The organism is Mesorhizobium quangtriensis (assembly GCF_040081925.1).
Classification (GTDB): domain Bacteria; phylum Pseudomonadota; class Alphaproteobacteria; order Rhizobiales; family Rhizobiaceae; genus Mesorhizobium_K; species Mesorhizobium_K quangtriensis.
Genome location: NZ_JBEBMF010000004.1, coordinates 128688 through 144334 on the forward strand (window position 1 = coordinate 128688; position 15647 = coordinate 144334).

A 15647-nucleotide genomic window follows, 5' to 3' on the forward strand; every position below is an offset into this window, starting at 1 on the left:
TCTTTGTTGTGGCATCAGGCGGTCGCCGAAGCAAACAGGCGACCGCCTATCAAGAGCGTCAGGCCTACTCGGCCGCTACACCCACGCGCATCCGAGCCATTTCCTCCAGTGCGCGACGATACTCGACCGGCATCACCTTCCTGAATTTCGGCCGGTAGTCGGCCCAATTCTCCAGGATTGCCTTTGCCTTGGCCGAACCGGTGAAGTGCACATGGTTGGAGATCAGCTGGTAGAGCCGCTCCTCGTCGTGGCTGGTCATGTCGCCCGAGACGTCAACACGCCCCTTGTGCGCGATGTCGCCGCCATGATGGTGGAACTTCTCGAGCAGGTAATCCTCTTCCGGAACCGGCTCCAGCTCGACCATCGCCATGTTGCAGCGCTCGGCGAAATCGCCTTCCTCGTCCAGCACATAGGCGACGCCGCCCGACATGCCGGCCGCGAAGTTGCGACCCGTCTTGCCGATGACGACGACGATGCCGCCGGTCATGTATTCGCAGCCATGGTCGCCCACGCCCTCGACAACGACCGCGGCACCCGAGTTACGCACCGCGAAGCGTTCACCGGCGACGCCGCTGAAGTAGCATTCGCCTTCGGTGGCGCCGTAGAGAACGGTGTTGCCGACAATGATCGACTCCTCAGCGACAATCCTTGCGTCATCCGACGGACGGATGACGATGCGGCCGCCGGAGAGGCCCTTGCCGACGTAGTCGTTGCCGTCGCCAATGAGCTCGAAGGAAATGCCGCGAGCGAGGAAGGCACCGAACGACTGTCCGGCGGTGCCACGCAGCTTGACCGAGATCGTATCCTCACGCAGGCCCTTGTGGCGGAAGCGCTTGGCCACCTCGCCCGAAAGCATCGCGCCTGCCGAACGGTCGACGTTGCGGATCGGCACCTCGATCTGGACAGGCTGGCGTGCTTCCAGGGCCGGCATCGCCTGTTCGATCAGCGTGCGGTCCAGCACGTCGTCGATCGGATGCTTCTGCCGCTCTGTCCAGTGGACGGCCGAGCGCGGCGCATCGGGCTTGTGGAAGATGCGGCTGAAATCCAGTCCGCGCGCCTTCCAGTGCTCGATGACGGCGCGCTTTTCCAGCAGTTCGGTATCGCCGATGATCTCGTCGATGTGGCGGTATCCCATCGCTGCGAGCAGCTCGCGCACTTCCTCCGCAACATAGAAGAAGTAGTTGATGACGTGCTCCGGCGTGCCCTTGAAGCGCTTGCGCAGGACCGGGTCCTGCGTCGCCACGCCGACAGGGCAGGTGTTGAGGTGGCACTTGCGCATCATGATGCAGCCGGCCGCGATCAGCGGCGCGGTCGAGAAGCCGAACTCATCTGCGCCGAGCAAAGCACCAATGACCACGTCGCGGCCAGTCCTGAGACCGCCATCGACCTGCAGCGCCACACGCGAGCGCAGTCCGTTCAGCACCAGCGTCTGGTGAGTCTCGGCGAGACCCATCTCCCAAGGCGAGCCGGCATGCTTCAACGATGTCAGCGGCGAAGCGCCGGTGCCACCATCATAGCCGGAGATCGTGATGTGGTCGGCGCGCGCCTTGGCGACGCCAGCCGCAACCGTACCGACGCCAACCTCGGACACCAGCTTCACCGAAACGTCCGCTGTCGGGTTGACGTTCTTCAGGTCGTAGATGAGCTGCGCCAGATCCTCGATCGAATAGATGTCGTGGTGCGGCGGCGGCGAGATCAGGCCGACGCCGGGCGTGGAATGGCGCGTCTTGGCGATGGTGGCGTCGACCTTGTGGCCGGGCAGCTGTCCGCCTTCACCGGGCTTTGCGCCCTGCGCGACCTTGATCTGCATCATGTCGGAGTTGACGAGGTATTCCGTCGTCACGCCGAAACGACCCGAGGCGACCTGCTTGATCGCCGAACGTTCCGGGTTCACACCGCCGCCGGGCAGCGGCAGATAGCGGTCGGGCTCCTCGCCGCCTTCGCCCGTGTTCGACTTGCCGCCGATCTTGTTCATGGCGATCGCAAGCGTGGTATGGGCCTCGCGGCTGATGGAGCCGAAGGACATGGCACCCGTCGAGAACCGCCTGACGATGTCGGCAGCCGGCATCACCTCGTCCAGCGGAACCGGCGCGCGGCCTGTTTCTTCCGCAAGCTTGATCTTGAACAATCCGCGAATGGACTGCGCACGCGCGCTTTCGCTGTCGATCTGTGTCGAGAACTCCTTGAAGGTTTCCCATGATCCCTTGCGCACAGCGTGCTGGAGCGTCGCGACGGAATCGGGCGACCAGATATGCGCCTCGCCGCGCATGCGGAAGAGATACTCCCCGCCGACTTCCAGCGCATTGCGCAATACCGGATCGTCGCCGAAAGCGTCAGCGTGGCGGCTGACCGTTTCCGCTGAGATTTCATCAAGCCCGACACCTTCGATCTGTGTCGCGGTGCCGGTGAAATACCGGTCTACGAAATCGGTCTTAAGGCCGACGGCGTCGAATATCTGCGCACCGCAATAGGACTGGTAGGTCGAGATGCCCATCTTGGACATCACCTTGAGAATGCCCTTCCCGATCGACTTGATGTAGCGATAGACGACCTCGCCGGCATCAACCTCGGCCGGCATCTCGCCGCGCTTGTGCATGTCGGTGAGCGTGTCGAAGGCGAGATAGGGATTGATCGCCTCCGCGCCATAACCCGCGAGGCAGCAGAAATGATGCACCTCGCGCGGCTCGCCGGATTCCACGACAAGACCAACAGACGTACGTAGGCCCTTGCGCACCAGATGATGATGCACGGCCGCCGTCGCCAGCAGCGACGGAATGGCGATACGGTCCGGACCCACCTGCCGGTCCGACAGGATGATGATGTTGTAGCGTCCCGCGACCGCCGCTTCAGCGCGCTCGCAAAGCCGCTCCAGCGCACCCTGCATGCCGGCCGCGCCTTCGGTCGCCGAGTAGGTGACATCAAGCGTCTTGGTGTCGAACGCATCCTCGGTGTGGCCGATCGAACGGATCTTCTCCAGATCGCCGTTGGTGAGGATCGGCTGACGAACCTCCAGCCGCTTGCGCCGTGAGGTGCCGACGAGATCGAGGATGTTCGGACGCGGGCCGATGAACGAGACGAGGCTCATCACGAGTTCCTCGCGGATCGGATCGATCGGCGGGTTGGTGACCTGCGCGAAGTTCTGCTTGAAATAGGTGTAGAGCAGCTTCGACTTGTCCGACATCGCCGAGATCGGCGTGTCGGTGCCCATGGAGCCAACGGCTTCCTGACCGGTCGTCGCCATCGGCGCCATCAGGATCTTGGTGTCTTCCTGCGTGTAGCCGAAGGACTGCTGGCGATCGAGCAGCGAGACGTCCTTGCGCAATGCGCGCGGCTCGACCGGCTTCAGGTCCTCGAGGATAAGCTGCGTGTTGGCCAGCCAGCTCTTGTAGGGATGCTTGCCCGCGATCTCGGCCTTCACCTCCTCGTCGGAGATGATGCGTCCCTTCACGAGGTCGATCAACAGCATCTTGCCGGGCTGCAGCCGCCACTTGGTGACGATCTTCTTTTCATCGACCGGCAGCACGCCAGCCTCGGATGCGAGGATCACGCGATCGTCGTCGGTGACGATGTAGCGCGCCGGACGCAAGCCGTTGCGGTCCAGCGTCGCGCCGATCTGGCGGCCGTCGGTGAAGCAGAGCGCTGCCGGACCATCCCACGGTTCCATCAGCGCCGCGTGGTATTCGTAGAACGCCTTGCGGTCGGCATCCATGGTCTTGTTGCCGGCCCATGCCTCGGGAACCAGCATCATCATGGCATGCGCGAGGCTGTACCCGCCCTGGAACAGGAACTCCAGCGCGTTGTCGAAGCAGGCGGTGTCAGACTGCCCTTCATAGGAGATCGGCCACAGCTTGGAGATGTCGTTTCCGAACAGGTCGGAATCGACGGACGCCTGCCGCGCGGCCATCCAGTTGTTGTTTCCGCGCACCGTGTTGATCTCGCCGTTGTGGGCGATCATGCGGTAGGGGTGCGCAAGCTTCCAGGACGGGAAGGTGTTGGTCGAGAAGCGCTGATGCACTAGGATCAGCGCGGTCTCGAAGCGCGGATCGGAGAGATCCTTGTAATAGGCGCCCACCTGATAGGCGAGGAACATGCCCTTGTAGACAATCGTGCGCGCCGATAGCGATACGCAATAGGCGCCGATGTCCTTGTTGTTATTCTCTGCGTAGAGGCGACCGGAAATGACCTTGCGCAGCAGATAGAGGCGCGCCTCGTATTCCTCGTCGTCGGTGATCTCTTCCGGACGGCCGACGAACACCTGGCGATGGTACGGTTCCGACGCGACGATCTCCGGCGCCTTCGACAGCGAAGAGTTGTCGACTGGAACATCGCGGAAGCCCAGGATCGGCAGTCCCTCGGACTGCGCCGACTCCAGGATAACATCGTTGACGTGCTGGCGCAGGGCCTCATCTTGCGGCATGAACCAATGGCCGACGCCATACTGGCCGGCCGGCGGCAGCGTCACACCCCGCCCTGCCATCTCCTCACGAAAGAAGCGATCCGGTATCTGGACGAGTACGCCGGCACCGTCGCCCATCAGCGGGTCGGCGCCAACCGCGCCGCGATGCGTCAGGTTCTCGAGCATGAAGAGCCCGTCCTTGACGATCTGGTGCGACTTCACGCCCTTCATCTGTGCGATGAAGCCTACGCCGCAGGCGTCATGTTCGTTGCGCGGGTCGTAGAGACCCTGCGCAGGCGGCAGGCCGAAAGCCGAAGCGACACGTTTGACGGACGCGCTCTTCGTCTGGGCGGGCGTGATCTGCTCCGTCACAGATGGAGTAAGGTCCGTCATCTCCATATCCTCCGTTTCCTGGCCCTGGCGGGCGGGGTCGCCTCGACAGCACATTTCGCGCGTAAAGGCGGCAGGCGTGCACCATACGCCAAACCGGCTGTCATTTGCGCGGATAAATACGACAGTATTACTGTCCTAAATTCTTATTGCAGAAAAGCCGGCCGCAGACAAGACCGATTCGGAAAAAATGCGCCAAGTCCACGAAAGAAAATTGCGCGAGATCGCATTCTAGGCTGACCCGCAAGGCACGTGGCAAAACCCTGACGCAATCGAAAGCACAGAGTTGCCCTTGAAGTAGGCAGCAAAAAGCCGGAAGGGTCGCATAGGCAACAGCGGAAAGACCAACGTGTTTTTTGCATCAGACAATTGGGCAGGCGCGCATCCGAAGATCGCCGCGGCGCTATCCACCCACGCAGGCGGATACGATGCCGCCTACGGCAACGGATTGCTCGACGCAAAGGTGCAGCGGCGATTTTCGGAAATTTTCGAGCGCGAGGTGGCCGTTTTCTTCGTCGGCACCGGCACGGCGGCGAATTCGTTGTCGCTGGTTTCAGCCGACAAGCCGGGAGGCCTGTCCTTCTGCCATCGCGGATCCCATGTCATGGACGACGAATGCGGCGCACCGGAATATTTCATGGGCGGATCGCGTCTCTTCCCGGTGGACGGCGAGCTCGGACGGATCGACCCGCAACTCCTTTCGGCCGCTGTCGAACGTTTCGCGGGCGACAATGTTCATGCCGGCCGGCCGGCAGCCATCTCGATCACTCAGGCGACGGAAGTCGGAACGGTCTACAACCCGGAGCAGATCAGGGCGATCTCCGCCATTGCGAAGAAACACCGTCTGCCGCTCCACATGGACGGCGCGCGCTTCGCAAACGCGCTTGTCTCGCTCGAAGTCTCGCCAGCCGAGATGACCTGGAAAAGCGGCGTCGACATGCTCTCCTTCGGCGGCACAAAGAATGGCTGCTGGTGCGCCGAGGCGGTGATCCTGTTCGATATCGACCGCGCGAAGGATTTTGCGTTCATCCGCAAGCGGGCAGCCCAGCTATTCTCGAAGTCGCGCTTCATCGCAGCGCAATTCGAAGCCTACTTCGAGGACGGGCTTTGGCTGGATAGCGCATCCCACGCAAATGCCATGGCGGCGCGACTTGGCGGATACATCCGCCAATCGGCCAAGATAAGGCTGGCTTGGGAGCCACAGGCCAACGAAGTGTTCGCGGTGATGCCGATCAAGCTGGCCAAAGCGCTGCAGGCACAGGGCGCGCGCTTCTACGACTGGCACACGCCACACGGTTTCGGCGCCAACATCGCGCCCGGCGAAAAACTTTGGCGTTTCGTCACCAGCTTCGCGACCAGTGCAGACGAGGTCGATCGGTTCGGCGAACTGATCGTGTGATTCTTCCAACTACATGAAAACGGCGCCTTTCGGCGCCGCTTCCGTCTCGGAGGAAAGACGATTTACGTCAGGCAGCTTTCGCCTCGATCTGCGTGGCGCTGCCGCCATTGGCGATCTCGATCTTGCGCGGCTTCAACTGCTCGGGGACCGTGCGCTTCAGATCGATATGCAAAAGGCCGTTCTTGAGTTCGGCGCCCAGCACCTCGACGTGGTCGGCAAGCTGGAAGCGGCGCTCGAAGCTGCGGGCGGCAATGCCGCGGTAAAGCACCTCGGAGCCTTCGCCGTTGGCCTCATCCTTGCGCTCGCCCTTCACGGACAGAACGTTGCGGTGCGCCTCGATGGCGATATCCTTGTCGGAGAAGCCGGCAACAGCCATGGAAATCCGGTAGGCATCCTCACCGGTACGCTCGATATTGTAGGGCGGATAGGTCTGGCCGCCATTATCTGGCTGAGCCAGCGAGTCCAGCATCGTGAAAAGCCGGTCGAAGCCGACGGTCGAACGATAGAGGGGGGAAAAATCAACGTGACGCATATTTGTTCTCCTGTTGAGCAACATCGGTTTTGCGTGTGGCCCTCCTGCCGAACCCTTCTGGCGTTCGGATCGGACCAGCGACCCCGGTTTCGGCGGCCGCAACCCTGATTTGGGGAGGCAAAAACGTCGTTTCAAGGTGCATTGAAGGCGGTTTTCCCGGACATGCTGGATGAACCGCACATGAACCAGCGCTTCGGACCGCGTTCAGCACGCACGGAATAGTGTCTACCTGCAACTAAGCGAGGCGGAAACGCACCGCGAAGGGCCGGGCCGGGTGTCAACGTCCCTTCCACCCGGATCGACAGGGGCCGGAAGACCACCATCTTCCGGCCCCGCGTGTTTCGATATCTCCGCCCAAGGAAACTCGTTCCTTGCTTTCTCCGTGACGCCTTTCTATCACCGCACGGCGGGCGCCCTTGCGGCTGCCCGCACCTGTCCCGGACGCGAAACCGCCACATGACGGAAATCTTCCACGAAATCCCGAGCAACCCAACGCCTGAAAAGGCGACGGGCGGATTTTTCACGGGGTTCGACGGAAGGAAGCTACGCTATGGACGATTTCCCGCCGTCGCACGTCCGCTGAAAGGCACTGTCATCCTGCTTTCGGGCCGAAACGAATGCATCGAGAAATATTTCGAGACGGCACGCAACCTCGCCGAACGCGGCTTTACGACGGCCACCTTCGACTGGCGTGGACAGGGCGGCTCCGAACGCCTGTTACGCGACCCCCAGCGCGGTCATGTGCGGTCTTTCTCCGACTACGTGAAGGATCTCGACCGCTTCTTCGAGGAAGTCGTGCTGCCCGACTGCCGGGGTCCCTACTATGTGTTGGCGCACTCCACCGGCGCGCTGATCGCGCTGCTTGCGACGCCATCGCTCGTCAATCGCGTGCAGCGCATGGTCCTGGCTGCACCCTTCCTGACCTATACCGGCTTCCGGCTCTCGAGGGGCACGATCGGACGCCTCGCGGGCATCCTCTACTGGATGGGACTTGGCCGCATGTATGGCGCGATGGGACCGAGGCCCCGCCGGTCGCCTCCCTTCGCCACAAACAAGGTGACGACCGACATCGGCCGATACCGCCGCAACATGGAAATCTACGAGACCTACCCAGCGCTGGCGCTCGGCGGGCCTACTGTGTCCTGGATCCGCGCCGCCTGCCGCGCCGTCGACATCGTCGAGAACCCCGAATTCATGCAGCGGATCAATATCCCCATCCTGTTCGTCGGGGCGGGCAATGACGAGATCGTCTCGACGCGCGCCATCGCCGACTATGCCAGGCGTTTGCGTGGCGGCTCGATCCTGACGATCGCGGGCGCACGGCACGAACTCTTGCAGGAGGCCGATATTTTCCGAGAGCAACTACTAGCTGCCTTCGACGCCTTCGTGCCAGGCAACGACGTGAGCGTTTACAGCGACTGAAGCGCCACTTTAGCCCGACGGATCAGCACGCCCGGCGTGCAGCATGTCCATCGCAGCAGCGTGAAGCTCAGGCGTCGCTGCTGCGACGATCCCGCCACCCTCCTCAGCCGGCCCGCCGTTCCATTCCGTCATCACCCCGCCGGCAGCCTCTACAATGGGGATGAGCGCGGCTACGTCATACGATTGGAGACCGACTTCCACGACGAGGTCGATGTTGCCTGCGGCCAGCATCACATACGCGTAGCAATCCGTTCCGTATCGTGGCAGCTGCACCGCCTTCTCCAGGCGATCGTAGGCAACGCGCCGGTCGCCCTGGAAGAGCGCCGGCGTCGTTGTGCAGAGCGTGGCATCGCCAAGCGACGTCGTCTTGCGCGTGGTCAGCCGACGCGCCCCTCCCGCCGCCCCATGGGGTCCCTCAGCCCAGGCTTCCCCGCCGATCGCATAAAACAATTCGCCCGTAAACGGTTGCGCCATCATGCCCGCGATCGCGTCTCCCCGCTCGGTCAGGCCAACGAGTGTTCCCCACAGCGGAATACCGGAGATAAACGACCGCGTTCCATCGATCGGATCGATAATCCAGACGTGGTCGTTGGACGCGTTCTCAGCTCCGAACTCCTCTCCCAATATGCCATGGTCGGGATATTCTGCCCGGATGAGCGCACGTATTGCCTTTTCGGCTTCGCGGTCGGCCTCGGTAACTGGATCGAACCCTCCGTCAACCTTGTTGGCAACGTCACCGGACTGCCGGAATCGTGGCAGTGTTTCAGCGGCTGCCGCTTCAGCTATACGCCGGAAAAACTCGACTTTTACCGTCAAACGACCGCTCCTCGATACAAAAATGGTGCAGAAATGCAACTATCGCATCGCTTCACCGGAATTTTTCACTTTGCCTGACAAAAGCTGTTAGGCAGTTGTTGACATTTGTGCATCGCACCATAATCTCTTCATCGGACAGGTTCTCCTGTCCATGCCCTCCTTGGGCGTTTCCTCCCTAGACTTCGACCGCGTCGGCAACGATGCGGTCTTTTTTTAACCGCCTCACGGACCAGTTCCCTGGGACGACGCGGCGTGAAGACTTATTCGGCGGCAAGCGGGAGGTCGAGGAAATTGTCATCGGGCATCGCCATGAGTTCGGCGATCAGACGAGTCATGTCGTCCGCCAAGGCATTGAAGCGTGACAGTTTTCGCATCGTCCGCTCATCCATGTAGAGGCCACGATTGACCTCGATCTGAAGCGCGTGCAGCCTTTTTGCCGGACGGCCGTAATGCTCCGTGATGAAGCCTCCCGCATAAGGCTTGTTGTGCGCAACCGAGTACCCCAGCGACAGCAGGACTGAGATGGCAGTGTCTGTCAGCGCCCGCGCGGCCGATGTGCCGAAGCGATCGCCGACGATGAAGTCGGGCCGTGCGCCGTTTTCACCGATGCGTATGTTCGCGGGCATCGAGTGGCAGTCGATTAGCACCGCGTAGCCGAAGCGCGCGTGGGTCCGCGTGAGCAACAGCTTCAGCGTGTCGTGATAGGGCTTGTAGATGGACTCGATCCGCCCGACCGCCTCCGCCAGCGGCAAACGCCCCGCATAGATATCGAGACCCTCGCCGACCAGTTTCGGCACCGTGCCAAGTCCTCCGGCTACGCGCGCCGACCGGATGTTGGCAAATGACGGCACCGGCTCGGCAAACATGCGCGGGTCGAGTTCCCACGGTTCGCGGTTCACATCGAGATAGGCTCGGGGAAAATTTGCGGCCAGCATGGGCGCGCCGAGGGGGACGGCGGCACCGAACAGATCATCTACATAGGAATCCTCCGACCGTCGGATTTCCATCGCATCGAGCCTGGTCAGCGCCAGAAAGCGTTCGGGATAATGACTTCCGCTATGAGGCGAGTTGAACACAAACGGGACACGCTGTTCCGCGCTTTCGCGAACCTCGAAGGGCGGCACGATCGCAAAATCGTCCGCTGGCGTCATGCTCGGACCCTGAACTGCTGCATCGGACGAAACTGACATCTGGAGGCGTTGCTGTCCAGCACCGAGCCAAGTTGGTTCGCATGCATGCGTTGCAACATTCACTTGATGTTTACACTCCAACCTACATATAGAACATGGTTAATGGGCTCGCTTGGGAACAAGCCCCGAGGGTGATTCGGACGGAACTGGCATGGCACGCATACTGCTTGCGGAAGACGATGACGATATGCGTCGGTTTCTGGTCAAGGCGCTTGAGCGCGCCGGTTACGATGTCAGCGATTTCGACAACGGCGCGAGCGCCTACGAGCGTCTGCGGGAAGAACCGTTCTCGCTGCTGCTGACCGACATCGTGATGCCCGAGATGGACGGTATCGAACTGGCTCGCAGGGCAACCGAGATCGATCCGGATTTGAAGGTCATGTTCATCACAGGCTTCGCCGCCGTGGCCCTGAATCCGGATTCTAAGGCTCCCAAGGACGCCAAGATTCTGTCGAAGCCCTTCCATCTGCGCGACCTCGTCAACGAGGTGGAGAAGATGCTGCAGGCCGCCTGACAAAGCAGTCGACTGCACGCTTTTGCCATGTTCCGGCAGAGCCAACGCTTGGTTTCCCCATAAGTCGTATGTAGGCCGAGATAGCCGCAAACCGCTATTGACGCGCTTTTGCAAAAATGGTGTATGCGCGGCGTCGGATGGGCGTGTAGCTCAGCGGGAGAGCACTGCATTGACATTGCAGGGGTCACAGGTTCAATCCCTGTCACGCCCACCATCCAACAGATTGAAAACAAATAGTTTTTTGATCTGACGCTTCCTTCGAAAACTGACCGATTTGGCTGCTGTCACAACTCTGTCACAGTGGATCAAAAGCTATGGCTGCAATTCGGAAGCGTGGAGACAACTGGCAGGTGCAGATTCGCCGTCAGGGAATGAGCCCTCTTTCAAAGACATTTTCTAGGAAATCCGACGCACTCACGTGGGCACGATCTACCGAGGTCAAAGCGCAGGAAAACGAACTGCCACCCGATCGAAGGATTCTGAACAGCCTGACGCTGAGCGACCTGGTCGAACGGTATCTGAGCGAGATCGTGACAACAAAGAAAGGGGTCGAGGTAGAGACGATCGTTTTGAAGCGTTTCCTGCGTGAGTCGCTGTGTCAGAGGAAGCTGGCGACAATCTTCCAATCTGATTTCGCTTCGTACCGGGACCGACGTCTCACGGAAGTCACCGCAAAGACAGTAGCAAGGCAGTTGGCCCCTATATCAAATATGTTTCGGATCGCTCGCCTTGAATGGGGAATTCCCGTCCATAACCCGCTCGCTGGCCTTAAGCTGGATTCCAACGGTAACAGGCGGGAACGACGCCTCAGAGATGGCGAACAGGAAAGGCTGCTCAAGGCAGCGACAACATCTAGAAATCCCTATCTGCTGCCAGTCGTATTACTTGCTCTGGAAACAGCCATGCGCAGGGGTGAAATCCTTTCCATGCTCTGGGACCATGTGGACCTCAATCGTCGCTCGGTGACGATTCCTGAGGCGAAAAACGGGCATTCCAGGACGATCCCTCTGAGCATCGAAGCAAAACGAATTCTGAGCGAACTCAAGCGTGAGGGAGCTGAGATTTTCCCGATATCACCGTTGGCTCTAAGATTGGCTTGGGTTCGATTGGCCAAGAGAGCGAAAGTTGACGATCTGCATTTCCATGACCTTCGGCACGAAGCCATCAGTCGATTTTTTGAGAAGGGGCTGACCGTCCCGGAGGTTGCGTCGATCAGTGGCCACAAGGATGTGAGGATGCTCCTTCGGTATGCTCACGCGGACAACAGCAGAGTGATCTCCAAGCTTGATAACATCTAGTATATAGAAGGACCATTGGGACCGCATGGACGGCTCTTATTGGAATTAATTTATAGGAAATTTCTATAAATATAAAATATTACTTGACTTTTGTATTACAATATGCTATCATGCAACAAAGAAGTAGGATTTTACCTGCCTTCTTTATCTCCACAATAGCTGGCAATGCGTCCTATGTGTCCAAAGTGACCGTGGGTGTGGAGAAATTTTATTTAATTTGATATTTATAAAAGGAAATTATTTATGAGCAATATAATTATACAAAATAATAGTCTAATTTTGAACAGACCAATACAGATTGTCGGAAATAAATCGTACTCCGCATCCAGAATTTCTTTCAAAGACAGTAAGGGAAAGGTGTCAGAGTGTTGGGTTGTGACGAGTGGAGATTTCGAAGAGCGTTATTCGGAAGTTCCTCTTTCTGGGCATCGAATTTTCAGTGAGAGCCCTTTCTCCATCGATCTCGCTGGGATTCCTCGCCCTGGGTCAACCTTAAGTCCCGCCGCCTATCAGAAGTACGTATTAGACGGGACGGCCCCTCCCCCTATTGCGAGGCTGTTTGTGTATGCTTCTGCAGCGATAAGCTCATTTGTTGCGTTTGACGGATCGTTCGCAGATCAGGCCGATATGTCTGATTTCTTGGCTTGCTGGGCCATTTCCACCTATGCGACCAGCGCATTCGATACCATGGGGTACATCTGGCCTAATGGTGAAAGAGGCTCCGGCAAAACACAGCTGCTCAAGGCGGTAATGAATCTTTCCTTCATGGGACTGACCGTAGCGAGCAGCTCGTCCTTCGCTTCCTTTCGTGACCAAGCGGCACTTGGAGCTACTATCGGATTAGACGACTGCGAAGAAGTCCGCAGGATGGAGAACAGCAAGCGAGAGCTGCTTCTTGCAGGCAACACCAAAGGCGCGGGCTTCATGTTCAAGGAACCCGGAAAACGAGAGGGCTCTTGGACGACGCGCTACATTGACGCTTTCGCACCGCGAGGGTTTACGTCGATAGGTCTTCCTGACCCCGTCCTTGCCTCAAGAGTAATTCTGATACCGTTGGTCGCATCAGGTGATTTGACGAAGACGCGAAAGAAGCCAACCAATCATGCTGATTGGAACGTACCTCCGCACGATATCCGGGATGGGATTTGGCTGAGCGTTTGCAAAGAACTCCTTTCCATCAGAAAGGCGAAGGCAGATGTTGATAGCTCATCGGAGATCAGCGGTCGTGATTACGATATCTTTCAAGCTCCGCTGACGATCGCTTACTGGCTAGATCGGACCCACAACATGGATGGGCTGTTCGATCGAATGCTTGGCGTGATGAGCGCTTACCACGAGGTGAAGCAGCAGAATAATCTACCTAGCTTCGAACTCCTACTGCTTCAGGCCCTCATAGACCTCCTTTCAAAGGCTGGAGCTGTGACGGATTCCATCAGCACGGCTGACATCATGTTTCGCGTTCAGGAGATCTGTCACGAACGAGACATCACAGACGAGGAACTACTTTCGTCAGATGTCCAGAAGATAGGAATGGCACTCGGCCGTCTGGGTTTCGTGAAATCGAAGTCTCACGGTCGGCAACGCAAATGGCAAATCACCAAAAGCGTAGTTTTGCAAAAAGCCAAGGCCGCAGGATTTACGCTAGAGCTGCCAGACCCGGTTGAGAGCCCTCCAATTGAAATTGCTATTTTACCGGAGAGTGATCGGCCGATGGGTTGGGGTCATCTAGGACCCAGAATTCCTTGGAATCCAGATGGTGAGAGCGACGACTCCAACCAGCCGGCAACGTCTACCAAGCGCGCTCCTTGGTAATTAAAGTTCTGCAATTTCAGAATACCCAAAGCTTGCCGGTAACCTGATTTTCTAAAGGTTTCCATTTGCGGCTTTAAGCGACGCGGGGTCCGGTATCATAACGGTTCTGGGCTCCGCTTCCCTCGCTATTTCAAGTAGTGAGGAATGTGCTGAGCGATATATCTGTCGTGCTTGCCCAACGATCAAGGCTGAGGTTGTCGTAAAGCTTTCCAAGCATTTCTGCCGAAAATTTCTCTGGGCTGTAAGCGATATGGGTACACCCACCCCTGGCTCCCGCCTCCCCTCCCCTCCCCTTGCGGCTCAACTCGGTTTGCATTGAGATAGCGGCCCTGGGAGGGAACACCTGATGCAGCAGTCCCGTAAGCTTAAGCGGCAACGTGCCGTTTCGTCTGCTCTGGCAACGCTCATTGTTTTCATCCCTTACTCAAGCATCGGGGGCGAGTATGACGGCTGGTGTTTCCCGGCCAATGATTGCACAGGCGAACCTAGCCCTATCAGGGACGGCAAATTCTCCACTTGTGAAGAACTCTGCGAGATGACCAACCCTACGAAGATTGGAGGTTTGGACGCATCAATCTATTCGGTGAGTTGCGATGGTGATCATCTAGAGCAGCCGTCAATCAGCAACCGCATTTTCACGCGGTACAAGGATTCCAACGGCACCGAGAAGGTTCTGGCATTGGATGGGACTGGCGTCACGGAACTGACGAAATGTACCGAAACAGGCCTTGCCACTCCAGATGATACCCTGCCCAATCAGACCAAGGCCTGTCCTCTGGAGAATTCTGTGTGGAGATCCGGAACGGCAAGTGACAACATCACCCTTAGATATACGAGCAAGCCATTTTTCTTCCTCTCCGGCCCTGTCTCCTTTGAACGATGGATTGACGACATCAAGCAGTGGACCGTAACGGCCTCGATTGAGTGTTCGAACGGAGTACCCTTTTGCCACCTCATTCTGCCACTTGCTGGCAAAGACAAGCCACAGTTGATTCCATTGGAAATGGTCACCCCTGATGGACAGGAGTTGATCCAGGCAGGCCCTGCGGCTGCAGCTTCATTTGCGGTCTTTCCTCATTTGCGTCTCTCGACATACCGTTGGATCAATTACAGCGTAGAGCCCATCAGGGTAGCTTCGCAGTTTGAGGCTGAGGTTGACCAGAACGGTGATGTGATCCTGCCAAGCATTTACACGCTGTCGGATTGCGCAAGATGAGTACTGTCCACAAAGGTATACCTTTTTAGTACGCCCTCGTTGACTGTACCTTTTGCGTCCAATAAATATGCGTCTGTATCTCTCTTACATGAAAGGGTACAGATATGGGCACCGTCGTTGGGTATGCACGCGTCTCAACAGGACAACAGGACTACCAGGCACAGCTTGACCGGTTGAAGGCAGCAGGCGCTACGAAGGTCTTTTCGGAGAAGCGATCCGGTCTGGATGGTCAGAGGCCACAACTAGCCGAGTGTCTACGGTACGTCAGAGAAGGCGACACGTTGATCGTGACGAAGCTCGACCGTCTAGCCCGCTCTACAGCCGACCTCTACCGGATCGTCACCGACCTCAACGACAAAGGCGTCGGTTTCAAGGTGCTGGACGACACAGCCGTCGATACCACGTCGAGAACGGGCAAGCTGGTAATGGGCATACTTGCTTTGATCGCAGAGTTCGAAACCGAGATACGCCGAGAGCGTCAGATGGAAGGCATCGCTAAGGCGAAAGCTGAGGGAAGGATAGGAGGACGCCCCAAGCTTATGACCGATAATGTCGAGGCCGAGATACGGAAGCTGCGGAAAGAGGGTATCAGCATCCGTAAAATCGCAGCTCAAATCGGCTTTTCGAAGGCTACTGTTCAGAAGATTTTGGCATAGGCAGCG

The 15647-nt window shown here is 58.4% G+C and carries 11 protein-coding genes and 1 tRNA gene; 8 read left to right on the plus strand and 4 right to left on the minus strand.

What is annotated here, in order from left to right:
- Window positions 1-64: 64 nt before the first annotated feature.
- Window positions 65-4789 carry a glutamate synthase large subunit gene (gltB, locus tag ABMA32_RS20235; protein ID WP_349015612.1) on the minus strand — a complete coding sequence of 1575 codons (4725 nt, stop codon included), beginning with the start codon at window positions 4787-4789 and terminating at the stop codon, window positions 65-67.
- 346 nt (window positions 4790-5135) lie between these two features.
- Here gltB and ABMA32_RS20240 point away from each other — a divergent pair, with 346 nt between their 5' ends.
- Window positions 5136-6185 carry a threonine aldolase family protein gene (locus ABMA32_RS20240; protein WP_349015613.1) on the plus strand — a complete coding sequence of 350 codons (1050 nt, stop codon included), beginning with the start codon at window positions 5136-5138 and terminating at the stop codon, window positions 6183-6185.
- A gap of 67 nt (window positions 6186-6252) precedes the next feature.
- Here ABMA32_RS20240 and ABMA32_RS20245 read toward each other — a convergent pair whose 3' ends face one another.
- A complete protein-coding gene (locus tag ABMA32_RS20245) occupies window positions 6253-6717 on the minus strand; it encodes an Hsp20 family protein (protein ID WP_349015614.1) in 465 nt (154 codons plus the stop codon).
- Between the two features lie 456 nt (window positions 6718-7173).
- On the opposite strand from ABMA32_RS20245, the gene ABMA32_RS20250 reads away from it, so the two are divergent.
- Window positions 7174-8139 (plus strand): alpha/beta fold hydrolase, encoded by a 966-nt coding sequence (locus ABMA32_RS20250; RefSeq protein WP_349015615.1) that lies wholly within the window; start codon window positions 7174-7176, stop codon window positions 8137-8139.
- Between the two features lie 9 nt (window positions 8140-8148).
- On the opposite strand, the gene hisN is transcribed toward ABMA32_RS20250, so the two are convergent.
- Both hisN and ABMA32_RS20260 read right to left on the minus strand, forming a co-directional pair.
- Complete coding sequence (hisN, locus tag ABMA32_RS20255; protein ID WP_349015616.1) at window positions 8149-8955, minus strand: histidinol-phosphatase; 807 nt, start codon at window positions 8953-8955, stop codon at window positions 8149-8151.
- 260 nt (window positions 8956-9215) lie between these two features.
- Complete coding sequence (locus tag ABMA32_RS20260) at window positions 9216-10106, minus strand: N-formylglutamate amidohydrolase (protein ID WP_349015617.1); 891 nt, start codon at window positions 10104-10106, stop codon at window positions 9216-9218.
- 190 nt (window positions 10107-10296) lie between these two features.
- Here ABMA32_RS20260 and cpdR point away from each other — a divergent pair, with 190 nt between their 5' ends.
- The 6 genes from cpdR to ABMA32_RS20290 all read left to right on the plus strand — a co-directional run bounded on the left by cpdR (window position 10297) and on the right by ABMA32_RS20290 (window position 15641).
- Complete coding sequence (gene cpdR, locus ABMA32_RS20265; protein WP_121580006.1) at window positions 10297-10659, plus strand: cell cycle two-component system response regulator CpdR; 363 nt, start codon at window positions 10297-10299, stop codon at window positions 10657-10659.
- Between the two features lie 139 nt (window positions 10660-10798).
- Window positions 10799-10873, plus strand: a tRNA-Val gene (locus tag ABMA32_RS20270).
- 100 nt (window positions 10874-10973) lie between these two features.
- The gene (locus ABMA32_RS20275; protein ID WP_349015618.1) at window positions 10974-11957 is read left to right on the plus strand and encodes a site-specific integrase; all 984 of its coding nucleotides are present in this window, start codon (window positions 10974-10976) and stop codon (window positions 11955-11957) included.
- A 243-nt stretch (window positions 11958-12200) separates the two neighbouring features.
- On the plus strand, window positions 12201-13769 hold the full coding sequence (locus ABMA32_RS20280; protein ID WP_349015619.1) for a hypothetical protein: 1569 nt from the start codon (window positions 12201-12203) through the stop codon (window positions 13767-13769).
- Between the two features lie 346 nt (window positions 13770-14115).
- Window positions 14116-14985: a hypothetical protein gene (locus tag ABMA32_RS20285; protein WP_349015620.1), complete on the plus strand. Its 870-nt coding sequence runs from the start codon at window positions 14116-14118 to the stop codon at window positions 14983-14985.
- Window positions 14986-15089: 104 nt separating this feature from the next.
- A complete protein-coding gene (locus ABMA32_RS20290) occupies window positions 15090-15641 on the plus strand; it encodes a recombinase family protein (protein ID WP_349015621.1) in 552 nt (183 codons plus the stop codon).
- Window positions 15642-15647 lie beyond the last annotated feature (6 nt).